Source organism: Lentzea sp. CC55 (assembly GCF_021056325.1).
GTDB lineage: Bacteria > Actinomycetota > Actinomycetes > Mycobacteriales > Pseudonocardiaceae > Lentzea > Lentzea jiangxiensis.
The window spans coordinates 359,761-381,790 of record NZ_JAJCXE010000056.1 but is presented as its reverse complement, the minus strand read 5'-3'; the positions used below and the strand labels follow the sequence as shown (position 1 = coordinate 381,790).

Here is a 22,030-nt window from a genome sequence, read left to right as displayed (position 1 = left end):
GACATGCCGTTTCGTTGCCTCGGCCTCCGCGGTGCCGGGCGGCGGGCGGTTCGGGGACCTCGAAGCGGAGCTCGACGGCATCAGCGGCGAGGTCCTCACGGAGACGCTCCGGGATCTCGCCCGGGACGGGCGGGTCCCGCGGCACGTGTCCGCCGAGGTACTGGTGAACCGCGAGGCCTACGACGCGCGCTGACGCACCTCGACGTCCGGCACGACCGAACCGCGGATGAGGGAGCGCACCACGGGGAGGCCGGAGAGGCGGAAAGCCCAGTCGCGCACCGAGATCCGCCACTCCGATGACGGCGCCATCCAGCCGATGAAGCGCCTCCCGAACTCCTGGGTGTGCTCCACGGCGGGCTTCATGCGGGCCTGGTAGCGCGAGAACGCGCCGTCGAAGCCGGAGGAGAGTTCCTCCGCCAGAACGGACGCGCCGGCCATCGCCAACGAGGCGCCGTGGCCCGCGAACAACGAGACGGCCCCGCACGCGTCGCCGACGAGGACGACCTTGCCGCGGTGCCAGACAGGCATGTCCACCTGGGACACCGTGTCGTAGTAGACGTCGTCCGGCACGACGGAGAGCAACGACGGCGTGACCCAGCCCAGGTCTCCGAACCGCGAGCGCAACGCCGCCACCGGGTCGGCGGGCAGAGCGGCGGACGGGGAGCGGAACAGCATCAGGGCGGCCGTCGACCCGTCCCGCACGGCGTAGCAGCCGACCATGCGGTGCGGGACGGTCAGCATCTGGTACCGGTAGCCGATCCGCTCGCTCAGCGAAGGGTCCCGGACCGAGAACGCCGCCGCGTGGTGTCCCAGGTAGCGCACGGGCGAAGGCCCGAAGACGAGTTCCCGGACCCGCGAGTGCACGCCGTCGGCGCCCACGACTAGGCTGAACGAGGCGCACGACCCGTCCGAGAACGTCACCTGCCCGTCGTCGACGGAAGAAACCGTTGTGCCGTAACGGATCGGCGACCGCAGGTCGTCGCGGACCACCGACGCGAGATCACCGCGCAACAGGCTGATCACGCCGGTCGCGACCGCCTCGTAGGCGGACGCCGAGATCTCGCCGCGCCGCCGGCCGGACGCGTCGACGCTCGTCACCGACGAGATCGGCGCGCGCCGCTCCTCCAGCGCCGGCAGCAGGCCCATGCGCCGCGCCACCTCGTGGCCGGGACCGAAGAAATCGATCATGTAGCCGCCCGTGCGGAACGACGGCGCCCGCTCGACCACCAGGACGTCCCAGCCCGCGCGTTCCAGCCACCACGCGGACGTGAGCCCGGCGATTCCCGCTCCGACCACCAGCGCCCGTTGGGCGTTCGACTTAGGCATATGCCCAATTTAGCAGCACGGACGCTTCCCGCAGGTGAACTCGCGAACACAAGCCGGTCGACGAACTCACTGCGTTCGCCGAGGCCGGGACGAGCCGGTCAGCTCTCGACGAGACGCCGGAACGGGCCCGCGACCGCGCGGAAGTCGACCGAGGAGTCCAGCGCGCGGTGCAGCACCAACCCGTCGATGGCCGCGGCCAACAACAAAGCCACCTCGTCGGCGTCACGAACACCAGCCGCCCGCAGCCAGTCCGCGACCCGCCCCCGGAAGTCCGCGACCAGCGCCGACAGGCCGGACCGCAGCTCGGGCAACCGGTGCGCCGCCAGGAACGCCTCGGCCAGCAGCAACGACTCCGGGTCGGCGCCGGTGAAGCGGGTCAGGTCCTCGAAGATCCGCTCGACACCCTCGGCCGGCTCCACCTCGCGCAGCGCGTCCGCGGACTCCTCCAGCACCTTCGCGGCGAACCGCAGCGCGGCCGTCGACAGCAGCTCCTGCACCGACGCGAAGTGGTAGTGCACGAGCGCGGGGTTGACGCCCGCCCGTTCCGCGACCAGCCGCGTGGTCACCGCGCCCCAGCCGACCTCGCCCACGAGCCGGGCGGAGGCGTCGATCAGTTGTTCACGGGTGCGGCGACCTCGGTCGGCTGAGTTGGGCACACCCCAAACCTAACGGCGTGGTTCAGGACATCGGTGGCGGATCCCGCCGATCGTGGGACGCGCCGCCCACGTCCCCGCCGTCAGCTCTCGGCCCGCTTCGCGACCGCGTCGAGCACCTCACCCCAGCCACCCGTGTTGTCCCGGTGGGCCTTCGCGCGGAGCTCGGGCGAGCCCGCGAGCGAGGCGAACCCGCTCTCGACGACCTTCAGCCGGGTCGTGGAGCCCTCGGGCGTGAGGGTGAACTCGACCAGCGTCGTGTTGTCCTCGCGCAGGTCCTGCCCCTCGAACGCGCTCGCCCACCGGTAGGACACGTAGGTCCGCGGCGTGACGGTCTCCACCCGCACCGGGTAGTCGCCGTACCGCTCGTTCCTGCACAACGTCGTCTCGCCCTCGACCGCCGTGCCCGACGGCTCGGAGGCCACCCAGAACCCCGGTTCGGTCACCAGCCGCCAGACCCGCTCCAGCGGCGCTTCGATCAGGGTCTCGCGTTCGATCCGGTCCACGCTCACGACAACTCCCAGGTCCGCGAATAAGTGCAACCTCAGAGTTGCACATCCCTCCGCTGATGTGCAACCCCAAGGTTGCGGATTATCGGGCGCCCAGCGAGCTGACGACCTTGGTGGTCACGGCGGACGAACTGCGGACGGTGCCCTTCTCCAGGCCACCCCGGTCCTGCGGCAGGTCCACGGCGACGGTCTCCCGGCGGCCGATGTAGTCCCCGTTGTCCGGATCGATGATCATCTCGGTGAAGTCGTCGAAGTGCTTCAGGCCGAGCGCGACGCCCTCCTTGCCATCGAGGTTCGCCCTCTTCTCGGTCACGACCAGTCCCGGCAGGAGGGCGAGGGCGCGGAAGATCGTCGCGCGCACCGACGCCGGGTACTCCCCCGAGCCGAGGGCTTCGCCGGCCTCCACCAGCGCGCCCGCGTCGCCGGTCCCGCCGGCTTTCCTCAACTCGTCCAGCAACGCCGCCGGGTCCTCCGGCAACGCCGCGACGAACTCGGGCGTCGGGTTGCCGAACGAGCCCGCGGTGCAGCGGTCCGGCTGCCCCGCGGCGAAGTAGGGGTACTTGCCGCACCTGCCGCGGAACTCCTGGCCGTCCTCGAACGACGTGCCCGCCCGCGGCCGCCCCTGGCCCTCGTGGCCCTCCAGCCACCGCACCGAGTTGATCTCGTTCCGGAACAGCCACTCGTCGCGCCGGTCGGCGGGCACCCACTCCTCCTGCGTCAGGTCGGTGTAGGTCGCCTCGCCGGGACCGGCCCCGGTGGTGATCCCCTCGTACCTGCTGCGCACGTAGCGGAACTGGCCGGGACCGACGGGGCGTTCGACCACGCGGGAGGCGAGGTCGGCGGCCCTGGTCAGCTCCTCGGCGGCCGTCGCGGAGCTCCCGCCGGTGAGGTCGGCGGTGGAGGCCGCCAGGCCCGCGCCGGTCAGCACGGTGACGGCGGCCGCGGCGGCGAGCCAGCGGGTGCGGCGGCGCGGCCTCCCGGCCGCGCGGTCCGCCAGAGCGGCCGCCAGCGCGTCCCTGCCCGCCGCCACGTCGAACCGGACGGGTTCGTCACCGGCACGGGCCAGGGCGGCGTCGAGCACGCGGTCGAAGGTCTCGGACTTGGTGGGCTCAGACATCGCTTTCCTCACTGGAGTCGTGGTCGGTGGCGGCGAGACGGGTGCGCAGCCGGGCGCGGCCGCGGTGCAGCCTGGTGCGGACGGTGGCCACCGGGACGTCGAGCGCCACGGCGATCTCGGCCGGCGTGAAGTCCGCCCAGGCGTGCAGCAGCAACACCTCGCGTTCCTCGATCCGCAGTTCGGCGAGCCACGCGGTCAGCGGACCGGCGAGCACCTCGGCGTCCGCCGCCGCGCTCGCCCGGTCACCGATGTCGGCCTCGTCGGTGCGGGCGGCGTGCTCCTTGCTCCACGCCCGCAGCTTGCGCTCCTCGGCCCGCACGTGGCCGCGCAGAAGGTTCGTCGCCACGCCGTAGAGCCACGCGCGCACGGCATCGGCCTCGTAGACCTGCCCGGCCCGCTGGTCCCACAGCACGAGGAACGCCTCGGAGACCACGTCCTGCGCGGTGTCGGCACCGACCCGCCTGGCCACGTAGCGGTGCAGCCGCTCGGCCGTCGTCTCGTACAGCGCCAGCAGTGCGGCCTCGTCCAGCACCGCGGGCGGCCTCGTCTCGGGTTTCAGCGCCACCGGCGCCACGTCGCTTCGCACATCCCCACCTGGCCGCAGGGCCCAGGAGCGTTTCCGGCGTGTGCTCACCGCCACATGGTGGGGCAGCTGATCGAACCCCGCCGGGGCCGCGGCGTTCGCGGACCGGCAGCCGCCCGATCGTGTCGCCCCGCTCGATCACTACGATCGCCCGATGACCGCCTACGACGATCTTGAGCTCGACACGACGGTGCTGCCGGAGCGCCAGCAGAAGATCCTGGTCGCCATCCGCGACTGGGTCGTCGAGCACGGCTACTCCCCCAGCACCCGCGAGATCGGCGAGGCGGTCGGGCTGAAGTCGTCGTCCAGCGTGTCGAAGCACCTGGCGGCGTTGGAGGACAAGGGTTTCCTCAAGCGCGGCCGTTCCGTGACGCGGCCGATGGACGTGCGCGTGTTCCTCAGCGGGGCGCCGGTCGTGCCGGGGCGGGGAGCGGGTGACTCGATCTCGGTGCCGGTCGTCGGCGACATCGCCGCCGGTGCCCCGATCTCCGCCGTCGAGCACGTGGACGAGGTGCTGCACCTGCCGCGCGGACTGGTCGGGCGCGGCAGCAACGTGTTCGCGCTGCGGGTGCGCGGTGACTCGATGATCGACGCGGCGATCTGCGACGGCGACACCGTGGTGGTGCGCCAGACGCACGAGGCCTACAACGGGCAGATCGTCGCCGCGATGATCGAGGAGGAGGCGACGGTCAAGGTGTACCAGCGCCGCGGCGGTCACGTGTACCTCGAGCCGCGCAACGCGGCCTACCCCGTGATCGACGGCGACAGGGCCGTGGTCCTCGGCGTCGTCGTCTCGGTGCTCCGCAGCGTCTGACCACTGTGGACCGTCAGAGGACGCCCCAGTCGCGCGAGCACAGGTGGTCCACGACGGCGTCGACGGCCGGGGTCGTCTCTCCGCGGGTGACGACGTAGAGGGTGTTGAGCGGCGGCACCTCCGGGTGGTGCAGCTGCTCGACCGAACCGGCGGCCAGCGCGGGTTCGGCGAGGTAGCGCGGCAGGGCGGAGACCCCGGCACCGGCGATCACCGCCGCCAGCACCCCGCGCAGGTCCGGCACCGTCATCGCGGCCGTGGCGCGCGGGCGCCTGCCGAACTCGCTGCGCCAGTAGCGGCGGATGATCGGCAGCTCGTCGGAGTAGGCGACGAGCGGCAGGTGCTCGAGGGCGCGCGCCGGGTCCCGCGCGAGCAGGTCCGGGTCCACGGTCCTGGCCAGCAGCGGCGGGCCGACCAGCAGGAACTCCTCGTCGGTGAGCGGGGTCGCGGTGAACCCGGCCGGCGGCCGCACCGAGGACAGCACGACGTCGAGCTGCCCGGCCCGCAGCGCGCCGAGCAGGTCCCCCGCCAGGCCGAACACGACGTCGAACCGGAGTCCGCGCCGGGTCAGCGGGGCGAGCGCGGGCAGGCCCCGGACGGTCAGGAACTCCGCCGCTCCCCCGATCCGCACGGTGCCGTCGAGCGCCGGTTCGGGATCCAGCGCCGCCCTGAGCTGGTCGACGTGCTGCCCCACCCGCCGCGCGAGCTCGTCCGCGCGGGGCGTGGGCGTGACGCCACGGCTTCCCCGGACGAACAACGTCTGGCCCAGGTGCTTCTCCAGCCTGGCGAGCTGGCCGCTCACGGCGGGCTGGGTGAGCCCGCGCCGGGCGGCCGCGGCGGTGAGGGAGCCGCTGCGGTGGATCTCCAGGAACGTCGCGAGCAGGTCGAGGTCCGTCAAGCCATCAGCCATAAGGCAGCTTATAGCTCCGTCAGCGGGTTCTGCGGATCTGTGATGTCCTGGACGCATGAAGAAGCTACTGATGGTCGTGTCCGCCGCCGACTCCCTCACGCTGGCGGACGGCACGAGCCACCCCACGGGGTTCTGGGCCGAGGAGGTCGTCGAGTCGGTGCGCGTGCTGCGCGAGGCGGGCGTCGAGGTCACCCTCGCGACGCCGGGTGGTGCCGTGCCGACGGTGGACAAGGCGAGCCTCGACGGCACGTTCGACGAGGCCGTCGCCTCGCTGGAGGACCTGCGCGCCCCGGCGTCGCTGTCGTCGGTGCGGGCCGCCGACTTCGACGCGGTGTACCTGCCGGGTGGCCACGGCCCGATGGCGGACCTGGCGTCCGACGCGACGCTCGGCGGCCTGCTCGCGGAGTTCCACGACGGCGGCAAGCTCGTCGCGGCGCTGTGCCACGGACCGGCCGGGCTGCTGAGCGCGGTCCGCGAGGACGGCACGTTCGTCTTCGCCGGCAAGGAGATGGCGGTGTTCAGCGACGAGGAGGAGCGCCAGGGCGGCCTGGACGTCCCCTACTCGGTCGCCGGACGGCTGGCGGAACTGGGCGCGCGGGTGCGCACGGGTGAGCCGTGGTCGAGCACGGTGGTCGTGGACGGCAAGCTCGTGACGGGCCAGAACCCGCAGTCCACCGTGGCCACCGCGCAGCGGGTCGCCTCCCTGCTCGCCTAACGCAGCGCTGCCGCGATCCGCCGCAGCAGAGCGGGTTCGTCGGCCTTGGTGACCGGCAGCTCGGACGGCGCGTTCTCCCAGTCGACGTCGCCGAGGCGCGCCACCGACTCCGGCCCGAACCCGTCCGTGCCGTGCCCCCACTCCGGCCGGATCAGCTCCCGCACCACCGCGGTGTCGACGGTGGTGTGGCCGGCGAGGAGCGCGGCGTCGTAGAGGTCCTTGGCCTGCGGCCACATGTCGGTCGCGAGCCACTGCACCTTCCACGCGAGCGACAGCTCCCTGCTCGCCGCGAGCAGGGTGGTGCCGGCGATGCGCACGGGCTCCGGCGCGATCGGCAGGTCCTCCTCGAACACGAGGTCGACCTGCACCGCGCCGTCCGGCAGCCCCCCGGCCTCGAACGGGAAGACGACGCGCAGGCCGGGGACGCGCTCGTAGGTCCAGATGGACTCGACGACCGATGGCCCCACCGCGGCCCTGAGGTCGTCGACGAGCTCGCCGGCCCGCGGGCTCCCGAACCTGATGTCCCGGGGCGTCACCACGAAGTCGAGATCACCCGGTTCCCGTGCGGCGGCGCCGAACCACTCGCGCATCAGCACGCTGCCGCGCAGCACGAGGTTCGCCGACCACCGGGAGGTCCCGACGATGCGCAGGACCTCCGCCATCGCCCGGCGGCGTGCGGCGAGCCACCGCGCGCCGTCCGAGGGGTCGGCGAACTTCGGGTCGCCGCCGCGGAAGGCGTTGCTGAAGTGCTTCAACGCCGGGTCGAACACGGCGCGCTGACGGATCTGCTGCCCCGGTTTCACCGCGAGGGGCCGGTACGTCGAGGGGAACCCCTCCTGACCGGCGGGTGCGCGCCGCACCCTCTCGTCGCGGTCGCGGTGCCAGTTGCCCGGCCCGCCGATCCAGCCGTCGTCGATGTGCAACGCGTCGTCGTCGACCACGTACTCCTCCTCCACCTCCACCACCTCGAAGGCGTGGAGGGCCGCGAGGAGTGCGTCCAGCCGGCGCTTGGCGGTGACGCGCCCGACGCCGAAGCACCGCTGCGTGACGAACCGTTCCTCGGACCCGTCCGCTCGCGTCCGCCGCGCGTTCCGCGAGATGTGGGCCTCGTGCGGTGCGGCAGCCCGGTACAGCTCCGTGTACCAGTCGCCCTCCGGCAGTCGCAGCTTCACGTGGTGCTCGAAGTACAGGGCGGCGTCGGCCTCCTCGTCGGTCTGCGGCACGCCCTCGTTCCACGGCGCCGCTTCGACCTTCACCCGCACCACGAACAGGTCCGCCTCGTGCATCCGCGCACGCCACTGCCCGGCGACCGCGCGCACCTCGTCGATGGTGCCCCGGGCGCCGATGGTCAGCATCGGCTGCGACCACACCTTGCCCCCGTGCAGCTCGATGTGGCTGAACTTGACCTGGTGCGCCCGCGCGAACGCCGCCAGTTCCTCGACCTGCCACTCCGAGCCCGTCAGGTGCAGCTCGAACTCCCCCGCGTGCACGTCCGTCCCCCTTGCCTCACAACGTCGTCCGCGCCACCGCGAGCACGGCCGGCCTCAGCGGACCCGGCCCGCAGGACCCGACGCCCACGATCGCGGCACCGTAGTCGACCGGCGGCCGCGTCGCGATCGGATATGCGGCCGCGAGCAGCCAGGAGAACCGGGCCGCAGCCGAAGCCGGCGTCCCCACGGCCGGCGACATGTGATCGGGGTATCGGGAATGGATCGGGCGCCCAGGTGTTAAGGTAGATGCAAACGCATTAATCACGAAGGACGAAGGAGGCGGGGACCGTGCAGTTCGGAATCTTCTCGGTGAGCGACATCACCAGGGACCCGGTGAGCGGCGAGACCCCCAGCGAGGCCGAGCGCATCGACGCGATCGTGCAGATCGCGGAGAAGGCCGAGGAGGTCGGTCTCGACGTGTTCGCCATCGGCGAGCACCACAACCCGCCCTTCTTCTCGTCCGCGCCCACGACGTTGCTGAGCCACATCGCGGCGAAGACCCGCAAGCTGATCGTCAGCACCGCGACGACGCTGATCACCACCAACGACCCGGTGCGCATCGCGGAGGAGTACGCGATGCTGCAGCACCTGGCGAAGGGCCGCATGGACCTGATGCTGGGCCGCGGCAACACCGCGCCGGTCTACCCGTGGTTCGGCCAGGACATCCGGCAGAGCCTGCCGCTCGCGCTCGAGAACTACAACCTGCTGCACCGGTTGTGGCGCGAGGACGTCGTGGACTGGGAGGGCAAGTTCCGCACCCCGTTGCAGGGCTTCACCTCCACGCCGCGTCCGCTCGACGACCTGCCGCCGTTCGTGTGGCACGGGTCGATCCGCACGCCGGAGATCGCGGAGCAGGCCGCCTACTACGGCGACGGCTTCTTCGCGAACAACATCTTCTGGCCGAAAGAGCACTACATGCGGCTGATCAAGTTCTACCGCCAGCGGTACGCGCACTACGGCCACGGCACGGAGAAGCAGGCCATCGTCGGCCTCGGCGGCCAGGCGTACATCGCCAAGAGGTCGCAGGACGCGCTCACCGAGTTCCGCCCGTACTTCAACGAGGCCCCCGTCTACGGCCACGGGCCGCGGATGGAGGACTTCATGGAGCAGACGCCGCTGTCGGTCGGCAGCCCGCAGGAGGTCATCGACAAGACGCTGACCTTCCGCGAGCACTTCGGCGACTACCAGCGCCAGATGTTCCTGATGGACCACGCGGGCCTGCCGCTCAAGACCGTGCTGAACCAGCTCGACCTGCTCGGCGAGGAGGTCGTCCCGGTGCTGCGCAAGGAGATGGAGTCGCGCCAGGACCCGGAGACCGCCAAGCCGCCGACGCACGCAGGTCGCCTGAAGGAGAAGTACGGCGACAAGCCCGCGCGTCAGCCGAGGCCGAACGCCAACCGGGGTGACAACGTCACGGGTGGCTCGCCGTACCAGGACGAACGGTGACCCGTGCCAACGAGGCGTGGGAGTCGCTGATGCGGGCGTACGCCGTGTTGATGAAGCAGTTCAACGCGGAGGACGTCTGGGGCGAGCTGACCATGCGGGAGTACGACGTGCTGTACCAGCTGTCCAAGTGCGGCAGTCCACTCAGGATGAGTGAGCTGAACCGGCACGTGCTGCTGAGCCAGCCGGCCCTGTCCCGCATGGTCGACCGCCTGGTCGAGCGGGGTCTGGTGCGGCGCTGCCCCGACCCCGGCGACCGCCGGGGTGTGCGCCTGTCGCTCACCCCGGCCGGCCGGGACACCCAGCGGGCGATCGGCCGGCCGCACGCACGCAGCGTCACGCGCGCCCTGAGCGTGCTGACGCCGGAAGAACTCGACCAGCTCGCCGCCATCACCGGCAAGCTCAGCCAGAACGAGGAGCAATGAGCCAGAACTTCCAGCTGGTGGTCGTCTCCGCGGGTACCAGCGACCCGTCGTCCACCCGCCTGCTCGCCGACCGCGTCGCCGGGCGGGTCACCGCCCTCGCCGGCAAGCGCGGGCAGACCGTCACCACGAGCGTCGTCGAGCTGCGCGAGTTCGCCTCCGAGATCGCGAACGCCCTGGTGTCGAACCACGTCGGGCCGAAGCTGCAGAAGGCGGTCTCCGCCTTGCAGCACGCGGACGGCGTCGTCGCGAGCACGCCGGTCTACAAGGCGGGCGCCAGCGGGTTGTTCACCTCGTTCTTCCAGCTCCTCGACAACGACCTGCTGATCGCGAAGCCGGTCGTGCTCGCCGCGACCGCCGGCACCGCCCGGCACGCGCTCGTGGTCGACGACCAGATGCGCGGCCTGTTCGCCTACCTGCGGACCGTCGTCGTGCCGACGTCGCTCTTCGCCTCGACCGAGGACTGGCAGGACAACGGGCTGAACAAGCGCATCGACCGCGCGGCCCTCGAACTCGTGGCGCTCATGGCCGCCGGGTTCGAGAAGACCGTGCGCGAGGAGTCCTGGGGCAGCTACCAGCACGAGTTCGGCAGCGCGGGCGGCACCGAGCTGACGATCGACCTCGACTCCGACCTGATGAGGCTCGCCGCCGGCGGAGCGGCGAACTAGAAGTCCGCACCACGCGGCCGCGAACGCCCTCCACCGGATCGAGGACCCAGGCGATCTCACGCCGGGCGAGTTGCTGGACCGCCTCGCCCGCTGAGCTCCTCCCCGGTGGGGCCGCACGTCGCCGTGAGGGGACGTGCGGCCCCACCCGCGGCTACCTGGCCTGGTAGGGCTCGACGTCCTCGGCCTCGGCGACCTGCCGGACCTCGACCGACATCTCCTCGACGCCCGCGAAGCAGGTGATGTACTCCTCGGCGACGGCCGTGGCCTCCGCGAGGTCCTTCGCGGCGATCAGCAGGAAGCCGCCGACGACCTCCTTGGCCTCGGCGAACGGCCCGTCCGTCGCCTTGACCGCCGCACCGCGCCTGCGCACGACCGCCCCGCTCCTGTGCACCCCCTCGGCGCCGAGCAGGACGCCGTTCGCGCCGAGCTTCCCGACGAACGCGTTCATCCGCTCGACGAGCTCGCTGTTCGGCTCCCAGGAGGCCGGGTCGTCCTCCAGGACTCGGTGCGTGAGCATGAACCGCATGGTCTCTCCTCGATGTCGACTGGCGGCGACGCCCGCCGCCACCCCTGCGTCGATCGACGTCACGGAGCTTTCGACATCTCCGCGCGGAACTCCTTCAGCGCCTGCCCGACACGAGGTGCCCGGCGGTGCGCAGAGCCAGCGCGGCCATCGTGAGCGACGGGTTCGACGTGCCGAGCGAAGGCATGCTCCCGCACCCGACCGCGTACAGGTTCGGGTGGTCCCAGCAGCGCTGCCACTCGTCCACGACGGAGTCGCGCGGTGACGTGCCCATCACGTGCGTACCGCCGCTGTGCCCGGCGCCCCAGTAGCGGAGCGGCTCGCCGTCGTGTTCGAAGTAGTGCCCGTCGTCCGGTTCGTACGCCGTGAAGTCCTCCGCGCCCAGCATCTCGAACAGCTGCTCCGACACCCTCTTCGCGGCGAGCAGGCCGTCCTTGACGTAGTCCGACAGTGCGTAGTGGACGGACGGGCGCGGGTTGCCCAGGGCGTCGCGCTCGTCCGCGAGGGTGACGCGGTTGGCGGGGTCCGCCTCCTGCTCGACCTCGATCTGCAGCGTGAACTGCCTGCCGACCCGCTCCGCGACCGCCTTCCTCAGCTCGGTCCCGCGCAGACCGGCGGCGACGAGCTCGGCGGTGTCCGAGCCGGGGCTGCCCGCCGACCACCCCCAGCCCCAGTTGCCGATCTCGATGCGGAACGGCGCCCGTGCGCGGCGCTCGGGGCCCGACCGGAAGGTCTCGATGCCGGTCGTCGAGCCCGGGCCGCGGAACGGGCCGATCGGGTGGGGCATCAGCCCCCACGTCAGCAGCACCGGGTGCCCCATGAGGTTGCGACCGACCTGACCGCTGCTGTTCGCGAGCCCGGACATGAGCAGCAGCTTGGCGTTCTCGACGGCGTGCGCGGCGAGGACCACGACGTCCGCTTGCACCGTGTGCCGCGTGTGCCTGCCTGAGGTGTCGTCCTCGTAGCGCTGGTAGGCGACCTCGGTGATGCGGCCGGCCTCGTCGGCGCGCAGGCGGTTCACCACGCAGCGGGTGCGCAGCTCGACGGTGGCGGACCACCGCTTCTGCGTGCGGTGCGGTGTGTACTTGGCGCCCTCCGGGCAAACCGGCACGCAGCTCGCGAAACCGGCGCAGAGCCGTCCGTCCGGACGGTAGCCGTCGACCGGGACACCGTTGCGCGCCTGAGGTGTGCCGACGACCAAGAGCTCGTGGCCGTCGATCCGCCGTCCGTCCACAACGGACGCCACGGCGTGGTCGAGAAACGTGCGGGGCAGCGCGTGCATCGGGTAGCGGTAGCCGTCGGCGACGGGAACGTGCTGCCGCTGCTCGTCCGCGTCGGCCGCGACGCCGATCTCCCACTCCGCCGCGCGGTAGTGCGGTTCCAGGTCCGCGTAGGACAGCGGCCAGTTGCGGCCCCGGCCGAGGTCGCCGGTGCGGAAGTCGTCGGGACGCATCCGGGGTGTGATGCCGGTCCAGACGGTGCCCGTGCCACCGTTCATGCGCAGGTAGGGGCTCGCGAGCGAGTGCGGACCGGTGGTGACCAGGTAGTCGCTGGACGGGGCGGCGGCGGTCGTGCGGTAGGGCGTGAGCGGCGACTTGACGAGCGCCGTGCGGAAGCGGCTGACCGCGTCGTCGTTCGGTTCCGCGCCCGCCTCCAGGACGAGCACGCGGAACCCGTTGTCCCCCAGCACCTTGGCGACGAGCGAGCCGGCGAACCCCGCGCCGACGACCACGGCCCTCACCGGGCGCTTCTTCGCGGTCTGTGCTCCCAGCTGCCGAAACCGGGCCCCGCCGTGCCCGGCGGCGCGACCCCGAGGGCCTTCCACGCCAGGCCTTCGGCGTAGGCGCGCTCGGCCGGGACCGCCCCGCGCCAGACCCCGGTGTACCAGAGCTGGATGACCTCGGCCTCGGACGCGCCGTCGGCCAGCGCGCGGTACTGCTCGACCAGTCCGGTCGACCTCAGCTCCTCCACCGAGAACCCGGTCAGCTCGGCGGACAACTCCACGAAGGCGTCCATCCGGCCATCCTCAGCGGGGGAACTCCCGTGCGCCAGACGATCCGGGCCGGGCTCACCCGCGTGGCGCAACCCGCATCTCGCCGAGCTCCGACCAGTCGTCCTGCTCGACGACCTGGCTCACGATGCGCGGTGTCTCGGCGAGGTACCGCGGCAGTTCCTCCTGGGCGGTCCTGAAGTGCTCCGACCGCACGTGCGCGCCACCGGCGTCACCGTCGCGGAACGCCTCGACCAGCACGTACTCGTTCGGGTCGTCGAGGCTGCGCGACCAGTCGAACCACAGGCAGCCGGGCTCGGCGCGGGTGGCCTCGGTGAAGCTCCTGCTGAGATCCGGCCAGGCCTCGGCGTGCTCCGGCAGAACGCGGAACCTGGCGGTGATGAAGATCAAGACGGCCTCCTCGAGCTGGTCCACCCGAGCCTAGACCGCCTGCGGATCGACGACCTGTCCGCGCCGAACGCCCCGGCACCCACCCGTGTTCCTCCTCCTGCGAGGTCCGCGGACCTGCGCGATCATCCCCACCGTGCCCGAGATGATCGACACCCGCCGGCGGAACCTGGTCGTCGCGGCCGTGCTGCTCGCCATGCTGCTGGCCGCGCTCGACCAGACGATCGTGTCCACCGCGCTGCCCACGATGGTGGCCGATCTCGGCGGCGGCGCGCACCTGTCGTGGGTGGTGACGTCGTACCTGCTCGCCGAGACGGTCATGACGGTGCTGATCGGCAAGTTCGGCGACCTCTACGGGCGCAAGAAGACGTTCCTCGTCAGCGTCGCGCTGTTCCTCGTCGGGTCGTTCTTCGCGGGCTGGTCGGGGTCGATGGGCACGCTCATCGCGTTCCGCGCGGTCCAGGGGCTCGGCGCCGGCGGGCTGATGGTGACCTCGATGGCGATCATCGCCGACGTGGTGCCGCTCAAGGACCGCGGCAGGTTCCAGGGGTTCGCGGGCGCGGTGTTCGGCATCGCGACGGTGGCCGGGCCGTTGCTCGGCGGGCTGTTCGTCGACCACCTGAGCTGGCGGTGGGCGTTCTACGTCAACATCCCGCTCGGCGTCGCCGTCGTGGCGGTCGCGATCGCCGCGCTGCCCGCGACCAGGACCGCGGGCAGGCCGAGGATCGACTACGCGGGCATCGCGCTGATCGCCCTCGCGGCGACCGGGCTGACGCTGGTCACGAGCTGGGGCGGCACCGAGTACCCGTGGACGTCGCCGACGATCCTGTGGATGGCGGCCGGGTCGGTGGTGCTGCTGGTCGCGTTCGTGTTCGTCGAGCAGCGCGCGGCCGAGCCGATGCTGCCGATGAGGTTGTTCCGCAGCAGGGTGTTCACGGTGTCGGGAGTCCTGAGCTTCGTCGTCGGCTTCGCGATGCTCGGCGGCATCACCTACCTGCCGATCTACCTGCAGTACGTGCGCGGCGAGTCGGCCACGGCGTCCGGGCTGTGGATGCTGCCGCTGATCGCCGGCCTGATGGCGACGGCGCTGCTGACCGGCAGCACGATCAGCCGCACGGGCAGGTACCGGGTCTTCCCGCTCCTCGGCTCGGCCGGGCTCACGATCGGGTTGTTCCTGCTGTCCCTGCTGGACGCGTCGACCAGCTACTGGGTGATGGGCGCGTTCATGGTGGTGCTCGGCGCGGGCATCGGCCTGGTGATGCAGGTGCCCGTGATCGTCGTGCAGAGCACCACGAACTACACCGACCTCGGCGTCGCCACGTCCGGCATCAGCTTCCTGCGCACGATGGGCAGCTCGTTCGGCGTCGCGATCTTCGGCACGATCTACGCGAACCAGCTGCCGCACCACCTCGTGGTCCCGCCGGGCGTCGACCCGCGCGCCATCGCCGGCCCGGCGGCGGTGCACGCCCTGCCGGACGCCGTGAAGGCGCCGATCGTCGCCGGGTACGCCGAGACCGTGCACACGATGTTCCTCCTCGCCGCCCCGATCGGGCTCGTCGCGCTGGCGGTCGCGTTCTTCCTGCCGCAGGTGCAGCTGCGCGACACCTCCCGCGCCGCCGCGTCGGGCAACAGCGGGGTGGGCGAGAGCTTCGCCGCACCGCCGTCGAACTCCTACGACGAGCTGCGCAAGCTGGTCTCCGCGGTGGTCGCGAAGTCCGAGGACGATCCCGGCCCGGCCGTGCTGCGGCGGTCCGGCGTCGGCCTGCCGCTGGAACAGGCGTGGCTGCTCGGCCGCGTCTACAAGGCGTCGGCGGACGACGGGGTGGCCGCACTCGCCGAGATCGCCGAGATGACCGGGGTGCCCGGCGGCATCTTCGAACCGACCGCGCGGGCGCTCGTGCGGTCCGGGCACCTGGCGTTCGGCGACGACGGCTACCGCTTCACCGACCTGGGCTCCGACGTGTTCACCCGGCTCGTCCAGGCGTGGCGGTGCTGGCTGCTCGACCAGCTGCGCGACTGGGACGAGCCGGACCACCGCGACTTCGCGCGGGCGCTCGACTCGTTCACCGACGAGCTGGTGGAGAGCGGCCGCCGGCTGAGCCGCGTCTAGGCCCGCTGCCGGGTACGTCCACTGTGGCCGTCAGGCCCTCCGCGGCCGAGGTTCGTCGTCGGCCTCGTGCAGCGGCTCGACCTCACGGGTCTTCGTCAGCCCCGGCCCTCCACCGTCGGCGCAACCGAAGACCACCCGGGCGGACCGGGGCGTCCGCGTTCCTCCACATGCGACCCTGAAACCGTGAGCACCACCCGCATGTTCGAGCGCCCCGAGGTGACGGGCCGCAACGCGACCGAGCACGCGGCCCGGTCCCGGCCGCCCACGCCCGCTTCAACGAACTCATCGCCGCCGAGACCTGCACGCCGGAAGTCGAGGAAGAGCTCGAGGAACACCTGGCGACCCTGCGGCTGCCGCGAGGTGACAGGAGCCGGTACGCGGTCCTGCGACGCATCCGCGGCCGTTTCCTCGCGCGCCACCGCACCGGCGAAACCTCAGCGGTGGCAAGCGGTCGCGAGCCCTGGGTCGGCTGGGCCGAGCTCACCACCGAACCGATCAGCGAGCTCGCCACCCGCCACACCGCGCAGGTGATGCGCGATGTCGGCGCCCACGTCCTCGGTGTGGTCGAGGCCGAGTCGCGGGAGCTGCCGCACATGTTCTCCGCCTCGATGCTCAAGAGCGTCGGCTGGACCCCGTACGAGGAGGTCCACCTGATCGACGGCAACGACGAACGCGGCATCAACGTCGGCCTGCTGACGCGCGACGCCCACCAGGTCATCACGATCCGCACGCACGTGTACGCGCGGGACAACTCGGGCGTGGTCTTCTCCCGCGACTGCGCCGAGCACCACGTCCGCACGCCCGCGGGCCCCGACGTCGTCGTGCTGGTGAACCACCTGCAGTCCAAGGGGTACGGCGACCCGATCGGCGCCCGCCGCCGCTTCCGCCAGGCCGTTCGCATCGCCCGCATCGTGAACCGCCTGCGCGACGAGGGCCACGAGCACATCGCCGTCGCCGGCGACCTCGACGACACCGCGGACAGCGAGGCGCTGCGCCCCCTCTTCCAGCGCACGGGCCTGCGCGACATCAGCGAGCACGACGACTTCGACCGGGACCACCGCCGCGGCACGTACCGGGGCGTGAACGAACGCGGCAAGATCGACCACGTCCTGCTCACCCCTCCCCTGTTCGCGAAAGCGGTGGGCGGCGGCGTGTCCCGCAAGGGCGTGCGGCGCGACCCGCGGACGCGAAACCGTTGGGAGGTCTACGAAACCTGACCGTCGAGGTGCACGCCGCGAGCGACCACGCCGCCATCTGCGCCGACATCGACTGGACCGCTAGACGACCTCGACCGTCACCTCGACGACGTCCCCGGGACTGATGTCGTTCTTCTTGCGCACGGCCGCCTTGATCGGCAGCACGTAGCACCCCGACCGCTTGTCCGGGAACACCGACGTGGACCAGGTGCTGGCGCCGACGCCCACCCGCACCTTGACCGAGCCGAACCCGGCGCCCGGCGTGGCGATGTCGCGGATCTGGTCCGAGACGTCCTCGGGCAGCGTCACGAACGTCCAGGTGTCCATGCGGCGGGCGTCCCAGAGCCACAGCTCCGCGTCGAAGACGAACATCCGGCGATTCTCGCAGCCGCGTTCACAACGTCCACCCCGTTGTCACCGTCAGTCGCCACACCAGCGGGCATCACTCACCCGTTATGGTGACGAACGCCACCGACCACTTCGGTCGGTTTACCTACCGAATCGGTCGGTGAACGCCGTAAAGTCGGAACCATGCCACGACAGCCCAGGACCGGGGTCGACGAGAGGATCCTCGACGCCGCCGCCGCGCTCTTCGCGCGGCACGGCTTCGAGCAGACCTCGGTGAAGGCCCTCGCCGACGCCGTCGGCCTGTCCAAGGCCGGCCTGCTGCACCACTTCCCCAGCAAAGAAGCTCTCTTCGAAGCGGCGTGGGAGCAGAGCCGCGTGATCTGCCGGCACGTCCTCGAGCTGGTCTCGGACCTGCCGGCGGGACCCGCTCGCGAGCGCCGGTCGGTCGAGTTGCTGACCGACTACGCGCTCGACTGGCCGGGCATGGTCTCGCTGCTGTTCCGGTCGATGACGGCGCCCGGCGAGGACCCCCAGCAGGCGCAGGACGAGCTGCTCCTCAACGAGATGTTCGTCATCGACCCGACCACCGAACTGCCGCGCGCCATCCGGATCGTCGGCGCGCTCAGCGCCATGGCGGTGCTCACCCTCCTGGCCAACCAGGAGGGTGACAAGACGCTGTGGCGCCCCTTGATCCTCGCTACCTGTTATGACGCACTCGGGCACCGGGAGGCCTGACCACCATGGCGAAACTGCTCTACGGACTGGGTAGGGGTGTGCACCGGCACCGCCTTCCGGTCGTCCTGATCTGGCTCCTCGTGCTGGTCGGCTCCGGGGTGGGGGCCTTCACGCTCGGCGGCGAGACGTCCAACTCGATGTCCATCCCGGGCCAGGAGTCGACGACCGCGCTCGAGCGGATCCAGGAGAAGTTCGGCACGGGCGAGAGCGCGTCGGCGCGGGTCGTCCTGCAGGCCCCCGCCGGGCAGAAGCTGCCGCAGCACGTCAAGACGATCACCGACCTGGTGGCGGACGAGTCCGCGCTGCAGGGCGTGCGGTCGGCGACGAACCCGCTCGACCCGGCCGCGCCGAGCGTCAACAAGGACCTCGACGTCGGCTACAGCACCGTCACCTACGACGTGAAGCCCGGTGAGGTCACCGACGCGCAGCGCGCGGACCTGCTCAAGGCCGTCGACAAGGCCCGCGCGGCCGGGTTGACCGTCGAGGTCGGCGGCACCGCGATGCAGGAGACGCCGCACGTCGGAGGCCCGGCCGAGGCCATCGGTGTCGTGCTGGCGCTCGTCGTGCTGGCGCTGACCTACGGCTCGCTCGTGACCGCGGGCATGAACCTGCTGAGCGCCGGCATCGGCGTCGGCATCGGCACGCTCGGCATCACGATCGCGACCGGGTTCATGGACCTGCAGTCGACCACGCCGATCCTCGCCTCGATGCTGGGCCTCGCGGTCGGCATCGACTACGCGTTGTTCATCATCAACCGCTTCCGCCAGGAGCTGCGCCGCGGCTCGGACGTCGGCCACGCCGTCGCGACCGCGGTGGGCACCGCCGGTTCGGCCGTCGTCACCGCCGGTCTGACCGTCGTGATCGCGCTGGTGGGCCTCGCGATCGCGGGCATCCCGTTCCTCACGCAGATGGGCGTCTCGGCCGCGGCCACGATCGTCGTCGCCGTGCTGATCGCCATCACGCTGGTCCCCGCGGTGCTGAGCCTGCTCGGCCGCCGCGTGCTGACCCGCAAGGAGCGCGGCGCCGAGAGTGCCGAGCCCAAGGACCGCGGCGTCATCACCGGCTGGGCCGGTGCGATCACCCGCAACCGCCTCGTCGCGCTGCTGCTCTCGGTCGTGGCGCTCGGCATCGTCTCGATCCCGGTGGCGTCCATGGACACCACCCTGATCCAGAAGGCGCCGGCCGGCTCCACGCAGGAGCGCGCCGACCAGATCCTCGCGAAGGGCTTCGGCGAGGGCTTCAACGGCCCGATCATCGTCCTGGTCGAGGGTGACGGCGCCGCCGCCATCGCCGGCAAGGCGGCCGAGCCGATCTCGAAGCTGTCCGACGTCGCTCTCGTGACTCCCCCGCAGCCGAGCCAGGACGGCGGGTCCGCGATGGTCACGGTCATCCCGAAGTCCGGCCCGGACAGCACGGAGACCGAGCGGCTCGTCGCCGACCTGCGCGCCGAACTGTCCGACCTCGACGGCGGCAAGGCCTACGTCACCGGCGCCACCGCGGTGAGCGTCGACGTGGCCACGTCCCTGGACCGCGCGCTGCCGATCTACCTCGCGGTCGTCGTGGGCCTCGCGCTCGTGCTGCTGGTCCTCGTGTTCCGCTCGCTGCTGGTGCCGGTCGTCGGTGTGCTCGGCTTCCTGCTCACCATCGGCTCCTCGCTCGGCGCGACGGTCGCGGTGTTCCAGTGGGGCTGGCTCGCCGACGCGGTCAACCTCGACGGCACGGGCCCGCTGATCAGCCTCACGCCGATCCTGGTGATCGGCATCCTGTTCGGGCTCGCCATGGACTACCAGATCTTCCTGGTGTCCCGGATGCACGAGGCGCACCACCGCGGCGCCAAGCCGATCGAGGCCATCACCACGGGCTTCCGCCAGGCGGCCCCGGTGGTCGTGGCCGCGGCGCTGATCATGTTCTCGGTGTTCGCGGGCTTCGTCCCGGCGGGCGAGCCGACCGTGAAGTCGATCGCCTTCGCCCTGGCGGTGGGCATCTTCGTGGACGCGTTCGTGGTCCGCATGGTGCTCGTGCCGGCCGCGCTGGCCCTCATCGGTGAGCGCGCCTGGTGGCTGCCGAAGTGGCTGCGCTGGTTGCCGGAGCTCGACGTGGAGGGCACGGCGCTCGACGAGATCGAGAAGGAGGACCGGCAGGAGCCGGTCACCGTCTAGCCGAACCGGTGCGAAGAGATCCGCCCCCACCCCGTGTCCACGGGATGGGGGCGGATCTCTTCGTTTGTCAGGCCACGTGTCCGGTGCGGGTCATGGAGACGGGCGAGCGGCTTGTGGAGAACTGGCGCCTCACCCACCGGGCCACCGTCCGCGGTGGCGGCTCCACCGCTCCGGCGAGCTGGGCCACCACGACCAGTTCGGCACCGTTCTCGACGGCGATCGCCCACCCGTGTCCCTCGGTCCACAGCAGGGCGACGTCACTGCCGGGGTGGTCGGGGAGGCTGCCGTCCACGGCGATGTACACGCGCAGGGGCTTCTCCCGGTCGATGCAGGAGGACTCGCCGCTCAGTCCGAGTTCCCGCGTGACCCTCAGCGCGTAGTCGAGCACTTGCGCCATCACGTCGCCACCACCCTCCGCTCACCGGGGCAACAGCGCCGACTGTTTGACGCAGAGCGCGGTTACCCCGGTGGGAGGCGTGCAAACGTCAATCGTTCTTCACGTATGTCCCGTGCAGCTCCACGGGCTTGGAGTTGCGCCGTGCGCGCATGCGCAGGTTCAGGAACTCCACGAACACCGAGAACGCGATCGGCCCGTACACGTACCCCTTCGGGATGTGCTGGTCGAAGCCCTCGGCGATGAGGCTGCCGCCGATCAGCAGCAGGAACGACAGGGCGAGCATCTTGACCGTCGGGTGGCGGTTCACGAACTCCGAGATGGCCTTGGCGGAGAACAGCATCACCACCATCGCGACGACGACGGCCGCGATCATGATGCCGAGCTCGTCGACCATGCCGACCGCGGTGATGACCGAGTCGAGCGAGAAGACGATGTCGAGCACCAGGATCTGGGCGATCACACCGGCGAAGGAGACGACCTTGCGCTCCTTCGCGTGGTCGGCGCCCTCGAGCTGCTCGTGGATCTCGAAGGTCGCCTTGCCGAGCAGGAACAGCCCGCCCAGCAGCAGGATCAGGTCACGTCCCGATATCTCCTGGCCCCAGACCGTGAACAGCGGGGCCGTCAGGCCGATCACCCACGCCAGCGACGCGAGCAGCGCCAGGCGCGTCACCAGGGCCAGCGAGAGGCCCACGACCTGGGCCTTGCGCCGCTGCTCCTCCGGCAGGCGCCCGGCCAGGATCGAGATGAAGATGACGTTGTCGATGCCCAGGACGATTTCGAGCAGCAGCAGCGTCGCGAAGGCGACCCACAGCTCCGGGCTCGTCATCCACTCCATCAACGGGTCCTTTCGGGTCTTGGTCGGCGACCGCGTGGACGGCAGGGACCCGAGCCGTCTGCGGTCAGCTGCCGCAGACGGCCGCGGCAGACCGCCGTGCAGGTGAACTCCTGCGCGGCGAAAAATCCCGTGGCCACCGTGAGAACCACGATGGGAGCAAGCCGGATGCGATCAGGAAGGAGCACCCGCGCACGCATTGCAGCCGTCCGCACCGGCTCCTTCAGGCATACTTCGACAGTAACACGTAGGACTGTACGGTTGACTGAGGGAGGTGACCGCTTTGTCCGAATCGTTGCTGAAGATCGGAGAGCTCGCCGCCCGCGCCGGCGTGAGCATCCGCACGGTCGACTACTACACGACGCTGGGCCTGATCAGCCCCGCTCAGCGGACCGCGAGCAACTACCGCCTCTACCGCGCCGACGACGTGGACCGCATCCACCTCGTCCAGCGCCTGGAGGTCCACGGGCTACCCCTGGAGGACATCGCCCGCGCGTTCGCCGCCGGCCCCGCCGACACGGCGGCGGTGCTCGGGCAGATCGACACGGACCTGCGCACGCTCCAGGAGGCGGCCGACGCGGCGTCCCCGGAGATGCACGGCCTGCTGGCGGTGATCGCGAACCGCGTGCACTCGCTGATCACCATCGCGCTGCAGCTCCCGCCCGACCTGCCGATGTAGCCGCGC

At 71.3% G+C, this 22,030-nt stretch carries 27 protein-coding genes; 11 read left to right on the top strand and 16 right to left on the bottom strand.

All coding sequences use genetic code 11. The features are described from left to right. Window positions 1-31: 31 nt before the first annotated feature. Window positions 32-193 (top strand): helix-turn-helix domain-containing protein, encoded by a 162-nt coding sequence (locus L6E10_RS36720; protein WP_236224768.1) that lies wholly within the window; start codon window positions 32-34, stop codon window positions 191-193. Here the strand turns inward: L6E10_RS36720 and L6E10_RS36715 are convergent. The 5 genes from L6E10_RS36715 to L6E10_RS36695 all read right to left on the bottom strand — a co-directional run bounded on the left by L6E10_RS36715 (window position 178) and on the right by L6E10_RS36695 (window position 4,191). Then, window positions 178-1,326, bottom strand: coding sequence for an FAD-dependent oxidoreductase (locus L6E10_RS36715; protein WP_236224767.1), 1,149 nt, complete (start codon window positions 1,324-1,326; stop codon window positions 178-180). The genes L6E10_RS36720 and L6E10_RS36715 overlap by 16 nt on opposite strands. Before the next feature lie 98 nt (window positions 1,327-1,424). Further along, entirely contained in the window at window positions 1,425-1,982 is a 558-nt protein-coding gene (locus tag L6E10_RS36710) for a TetR/AcrR family transcriptional regulator (RefSeq protein WP_236224766.1), read from the bottom strand. Window positions 1,983-2,062: 80 nt separating this feature from the next. Beyond that, on the bottom strand, window positions 2,063-2,491 hold the full coding sequence (locus L6E10_RS36705) for an SRPBCC domain-containing protein (protein ID WP_236224765.1): 429 nt from the start codon (window positions 2,489-2,491) through the stop codon (window positions 2,063-2,065). Window positions 2,492-2,570: 79 nt separating this feature from the next. Continuing rightward, window positions 2,571-3,605: a CU044_5270 family protein gene (locus L6E10_RS36700; RefSeq protein ID WP_236224764.1), complete on the bottom strand. Its 1,035-nt coding sequence runs from the start codon at window positions 3,603-3,605 to the stop codon at window positions 2,571-2,573. Beyond that, window positions 3,598-4,191 (bottom strand): RNA polymerase sigma factor, encoded by a 594-nt coding sequence (locus tag L6E10_RS36695; protein WP_236224763.1) that lies wholly within the window; start codon window positions 4,189-4,191, stop codon window positions 3,598-3,600. The genes L6E10_RS36700 and L6E10_RS36695 overlap by 8 nt, the downstream gene beginning before the upstream one ends. A 151-nt stretch (window positions 4,192-4,342) precedes the next feature. On the opposite strand from L6E10_RS36695, the gene lexA reads away from it, so the two are divergent. Beyond that, complete coding sequence (gene lexA, locus L6E10_RS36690) at window positions 4,343-5,002, top strand: transcriptional repressor LexA (protein WP_236224762.1); 660 nt, start codon at window positions 4,343-4,345, stop codon at window positions 5,000-5,002. Between the two features lie 13 nt (window positions 5,003-5,015). Here lexA and L6E10_RS36685 read toward each other — a convergent pair whose 3' ends face one another. Continuing rightward, window positions 5,016-5,909: a LysR family transcriptional regulator gene (locus L6E10_RS36685; protein ID WP_236224761.1), complete on the bottom strand. Its 894-nt coding sequence runs from the start codon at window positions 5,907-5,909 to the stop codon at window positions 5,016-5,018. A gap of 55 nt (window positions 5,910-5,964) precedes the next feature. Here L6E10_RS36685 and L6E10_RS36680 point away from each other — a divergent pair, with 55 nt between their 5' ends. Continuing rightward, window positions 5,965-6,624, top strand: a complete 660-nt coding sequence (locus tag L6E10_RS36680; protein ID WP_236224760.1) for a type 1 glutamine amidotransferase domain-containing protein — start codon at window positions 5,965-5,967, stop codon at window positions 6,622-6,624. Here the strand turns inward: L6E10_RS36680 and L6E10_RS41075 are convergent. Then, entirely contained in the window at window positions 6,621-8,114 is a 1,494-nt protein-coding gene (locus L6E10_RS41075) for a nucleotidyl transferase AbiEii/AbiGii toxin family protein (protein ID WP_236224759.1), read from the bottom strand. The two genes, L6E10_RS36680 and L6E10_RS41075, sit on opposite strands and share 4 nt — an antisense overlap. A gap of 16 nt (window positions 8,115-8,130) precedes the next feature. Next, entirely contained in the window at window positions 8,131-8,313 is a 183-nt protein-coding gene (locus tag L6E10_RS36670; RefSeq protein ID WP_236224758.1) for a hypothetical protein, read from the bottom strand. 89 nt (window positions 8,314-8,402) lie between these two features. On the opposite strand from L6E10_RS36670, the gene L6E10_RS36665 reads away from it, so the two are divergent. Genes L6E10_RS36665 through L6E10_RS36655 form a run of 3 tightly spaced genes read left to right on the top strand, consistent with a single transcriptional unit; the run spans window position 8,403 to window position 10,647 of the window. Then, entirely contained in the window at window positions 8,403-9,560 is a 1,158-nt protein-coding gene (locus L6E10_RS36665) for an LLM class flavin-dependent oxidoreductase (protein ID WP_236224757.1), read from the top strand. After that, window positions 9,557-9,982 (top strand): MarR family winged helix-turn-helix transcriptional regulator, encoded by a 426-nt coding sequence (locus tag L6E10_RS36660; protein ID WP_236224756.1) that lies wholly within the window; start codon window positions 9,557-9,559, stop codon window positions 9,980-9,982. Before L6E10_RS36665 ends, L6E10_RS36660 begins: the two co-directional genes overlap by 4 nt. Continuing rightward, a complete protein-coding gene (locus L6E10_RS36655; RefSeq protein ID WP_236224755.1) occupies window positions 9,979-10,647 on the top strand; it encodes a CE1759 family FMN reductase in 669 nt (222 codons plus the stop codon). The genes L6E10_RS36660 and L6E10_RS36655 overlap by 4 nt, the downstream gene beginning before the upstream one ends. A gap of 151 nt (window positions 10,648-10,798) precedes the next feature. On the opposite strand, the gene L6E10_RS36650 is transcribed toward L6E10_RS36655, so the two are convergent. From L6E10_RS36650 to L6E10_RS36635, 4 genes are all read right to left on the bottom strand, one after another. Continuing rightward, window positions 10,799-11,173 carry a YciI family protein gene (locus L6E10_RS36650; RefSeq protein ID WP_236224754.1) on the bottom strand — a complete coding sequence of 125 codons (375 nt, stop codon included), beginning with the start codon at window positions 11,171-11,173 and terminating at the stop codon, window positions 10,799-10,801. A gap of 94 nt (window positions 11,174-11,267) precedes the next feature. Beyond that, complete coding sequence (locus tag L6E10_RS36645) at window positions 11,268-12,911, bottom strand: GMC family oxidoreductase (protein ID WP_236224753.1); 1,644 nt, start codon at window positions 12,909-12,911, stop codon at window positions 11,268-11,270. Next, a complete protein-coding gene (locus L6E10_RS36640) occupies window positions 12,908-13,186 on the bottom strand; it encodes a hypothetical protein (protein WP_236224752.1) in 279 nt (92 codons plus the stop codon). The genes L6E10_RS36645 and L6E10_RS36640 overlap by 4 nt, the downstream gene beginning before the upstream one ends. A gap of 52 nt (window positions 13,187-13,238) precedes the next feature. Beyond that, window positions 13,239-13,571, bottom strand: a complete 333-nt coding sequence (locus L6E10_RS36635; RefSeq protein WP_236224751.1) for a putative quinol monooxygenase — start codon at window positions 13,569-13,571, stop codon at window positions 13,239-13,241. A 142-nt stretch (window positions 13,572-13,713) separates the two neighbouring features. Here L6E10_RS36635 and L6E10_RS36630 point away from each other — a divergent pair, with 142 nt between their 5' ends. After that, window positions 13,714-15,678, top strand: coding sequence for an MDR family MFS transporter (locus tag L6E10_RS36630; RefSeq protein WP_236224750.1), 1,965 nt, complete (start codon window positions 13,714-13,716; stop codon window positions 15,676-15,678). A gap of 95 nt (window positions 15,679-15,773) precedes the next feature. On the opposite strand, the gene L6E10_RS36625 is transcribed toward L6E10_RS36630, so the two are convergent. After that, window positions 15,774-16,097, bottom strand: coding sequence for a hypothetical protein (locus tag L6E10_RS36625; RefSeq protein ID WP_236224749.1), 324 nt, complete (start codon window positions 16,095-16,097; stop codon window positions 15,774-15,776). Between the two features lie 21 nt (window positions 16,098-16,118). On the opposite strand from L6E10_RS36625, the gene L6E10_RS36620 reads away from it, so the two are divergent. Next, a complete protein-coding gene (locus tag L6E10_RS36620; RefSeq protein WP_236224748.1) occupies window positions 16,119-16,895 on the top strand; it encodes an endonuclease/exonuclease/phosphatase family protein in 777 nt (258 codons plus the stop codon). A gap of 60 nt (window positions 16,896-16,955) precedes the next feature. Here L6E10_RS36620 and L6E10_RS36615 read toward each other — a convergent pair whose 3' ends face one another. Then, the gene (locus tag L6E10_RS36615; protein WP_236224747.1) at window positions 16,956-17,246 is read right to left on the bottom strand and encodes a DUF1905 domain-containing protein; all 291 of its coding nucleotides are present in this window, start codon (window positions 17,244-17,246) and stop codon (window positions 16,956-16,958) included. Window positions 17,247-17,405: 159 nt separating this feature from the next. Between L6E10_RS36615 and L6E10_RS36610 the strand changes: the two genes are divergently transcribed. Both L6E10_RS36610 and L6E10_RS36605 read left to right on the top strand, forming a co-directional pair. Then, entirely contained in the window at window positions 17,406-17,957 is a 552-nt protein-coding gene (locus L6E10_RS36610; RefSeq protein ID WP_236224746.1) for a TetR/AcrR family transcriptional regulator, read from the top strand. Window positions 17,958-17,962: 5 nt separating this feature from the next. Next, window positions 17,963-20,116 (top strand): MMPL family transporter, encoded by a 2,154-nt coding sequence (locus tag L6E10_RS36605; protein ID WP_236224745.1) that lies wholly within the window; start codon window positions 17,963-17,965, stop codon window positions 20,114-20,116. 67 nt (window positions 20,117-20,183) lie between these two features. Here the strand turns inward: L6E10_RS36605 and L6E10_RS36600 are convergent, their stop codons facing one another. Next, window positions 20,184-20,513 (bottom strand): DUF6292 family protein, encoded by a 330-nt coding sequence (locus L6E10_RS36600; RefSeq protein WP_236224744.1) that lies wholly within the window; start codon window positions 20,511-20,513, stop codon window positions 20,184-20,186. An 88-nt stretch (window positions 20,514-20,601) separates the two neighbouring features. Then, entirely contained in the window at window positions 20,602-21,348 is a 747-nt protein-coding gene (locus tag L6E10_RS36595; protein ID WP_275677288.1) for a TerC family protein, read from the bottom strand. A gap of 271 nt (window positions 21,349-21,619) precedes the next feature. Between L6E10_RS36595 and L6E10_RS36590 the strand changes: the two genes are divergently transcribed. Beyond that, complete coding sequence (locus tag L6E10_RS36590) at window positions 21,620-22,024, top strand: MerR family transcriptional regulator (protein WP_236224743.1); 405 nt, start codon at window positions 21,620-21,622, stop codon at window positions 22,022-22,024. Window positions 22,025-22,030 lie beyond the last annotated feature (6 nt).

What these genes read in the sequence shown, in the direction of transcription:
- L6E10_RS36685 (WP_236224761.1), bottom strand. Translation starts at nt 5,909, where the DNA reads ATGGCTGATGGCTTGACGGACCTCGACCTGCTCGCGACGTTCCTGGAG.
- L6E10_RS36680 (WP_236224760.1), top strand. Translation starts at nt 5,965, where the DNA reads ATGAAGAAGCTACTGATGGTCGTGTCCGCCGCCGACTCCCTCACGCTG.
- lexA (WP_236224762.1), top strand. Translation starts at nt 4,343, where the DNA reads ATGACCGCCTACGACGATCTTGAGCTCGACACGACGGTGCTGCCGGAG.
- L6E10_RS36650 (WP_236224754.1), bottom strand. Translation starts at nt 11,173, where the DNA reads ATGCGGTTCATGCTCACGCACCGAGTCCTGGAGGACGACCCGGCCTCC.
- L6E10_RS36600 (WP_236224744.1), bottom strand. Translation starts at nt 20,513, where the DNA reads ATGGCGCAAGTGCTCGACTACGCGCTGAGGGTCACGCGGGAACTCGGA.
- L6E10_RS36715 (WP_236224767.1), bottom strand. Translation starts at nt 1,326, where the DNA reads ATGCCTAAGTCGAACGCCCAACGGGCGCTGGTGGTCGGAGCGGGAATC.
- L6E10_RS36655 (WP_236224755.1), top strand. Translation starts at nt 9,979, where the DNA reads ATGAGCCAGAACTTCCAGCTGGTGGTCGTCTCCGCGGGTACCAGCGAC.
- L6E10_RS36605 (WP_236224745.1), top strand. Translation starts at nt 17,963, where the DNA reads ATGGCGAAACTGCTCTACGGACTGGGTAGGGGTGTGCACCGGCACCGC.
- L6E10_RS36670 (WP_236224758.1), bottom strand. Translation starts at nt 8,313, where the DNA reads ATGTCGCCGGCCGTGGGGACGCCGGCTTCGGCTGCGGCCCGGTTCTCC.
- L6E10_RS36630 (WP_236224750.1), top strand. Translation starts at nt 13,714, where the DNA reads ATGATCGACACCCGCCGGCGGAACCTGGTCGTCGCGGCCGTGCTGCTC.
- L6E10_RS36700 (WP_236224764.1), bottom strand. Translation starts at nt 3,605, where the DNA reads ATGTCTGAGCCCACCAAGTCCGAGACCTTCGACCGCGTGCTCGACGCC.
- L6E10_RS36615 (WP_236224747.1), bottom strand. Translation starts at nt 17,246, where the DNA reads ATGTTCGTCTTCGACGCGGAGCTGTGGCTCTGGGACGCCCGCCGCATG.
- L6E10_RS36595 (WP_275677288.1), bottom strand. Translation starts at nt 21,348, where the DNA reads ATGGAGTGGATGACGAGCCCGGAGCTGTGGGTCGCCTTCGCGACGCTG.
- L6E10_RS36610 (WP_236224746.1), top strand. Translation starts at nt 17,406, where the DNA reads ATGCCACGACAGCCCAGGACCGGGGTCGACGAGAGGATCCTCGACGCC.
- L6E10_RS36640 (WP_236224752.1), bottom strand. Translation starts at nt 13,186, where the DNA reads ATGGACGCCTTCGTGGAGTTGTCCGCCGAGCTGACCGGGTTCTCGGTG.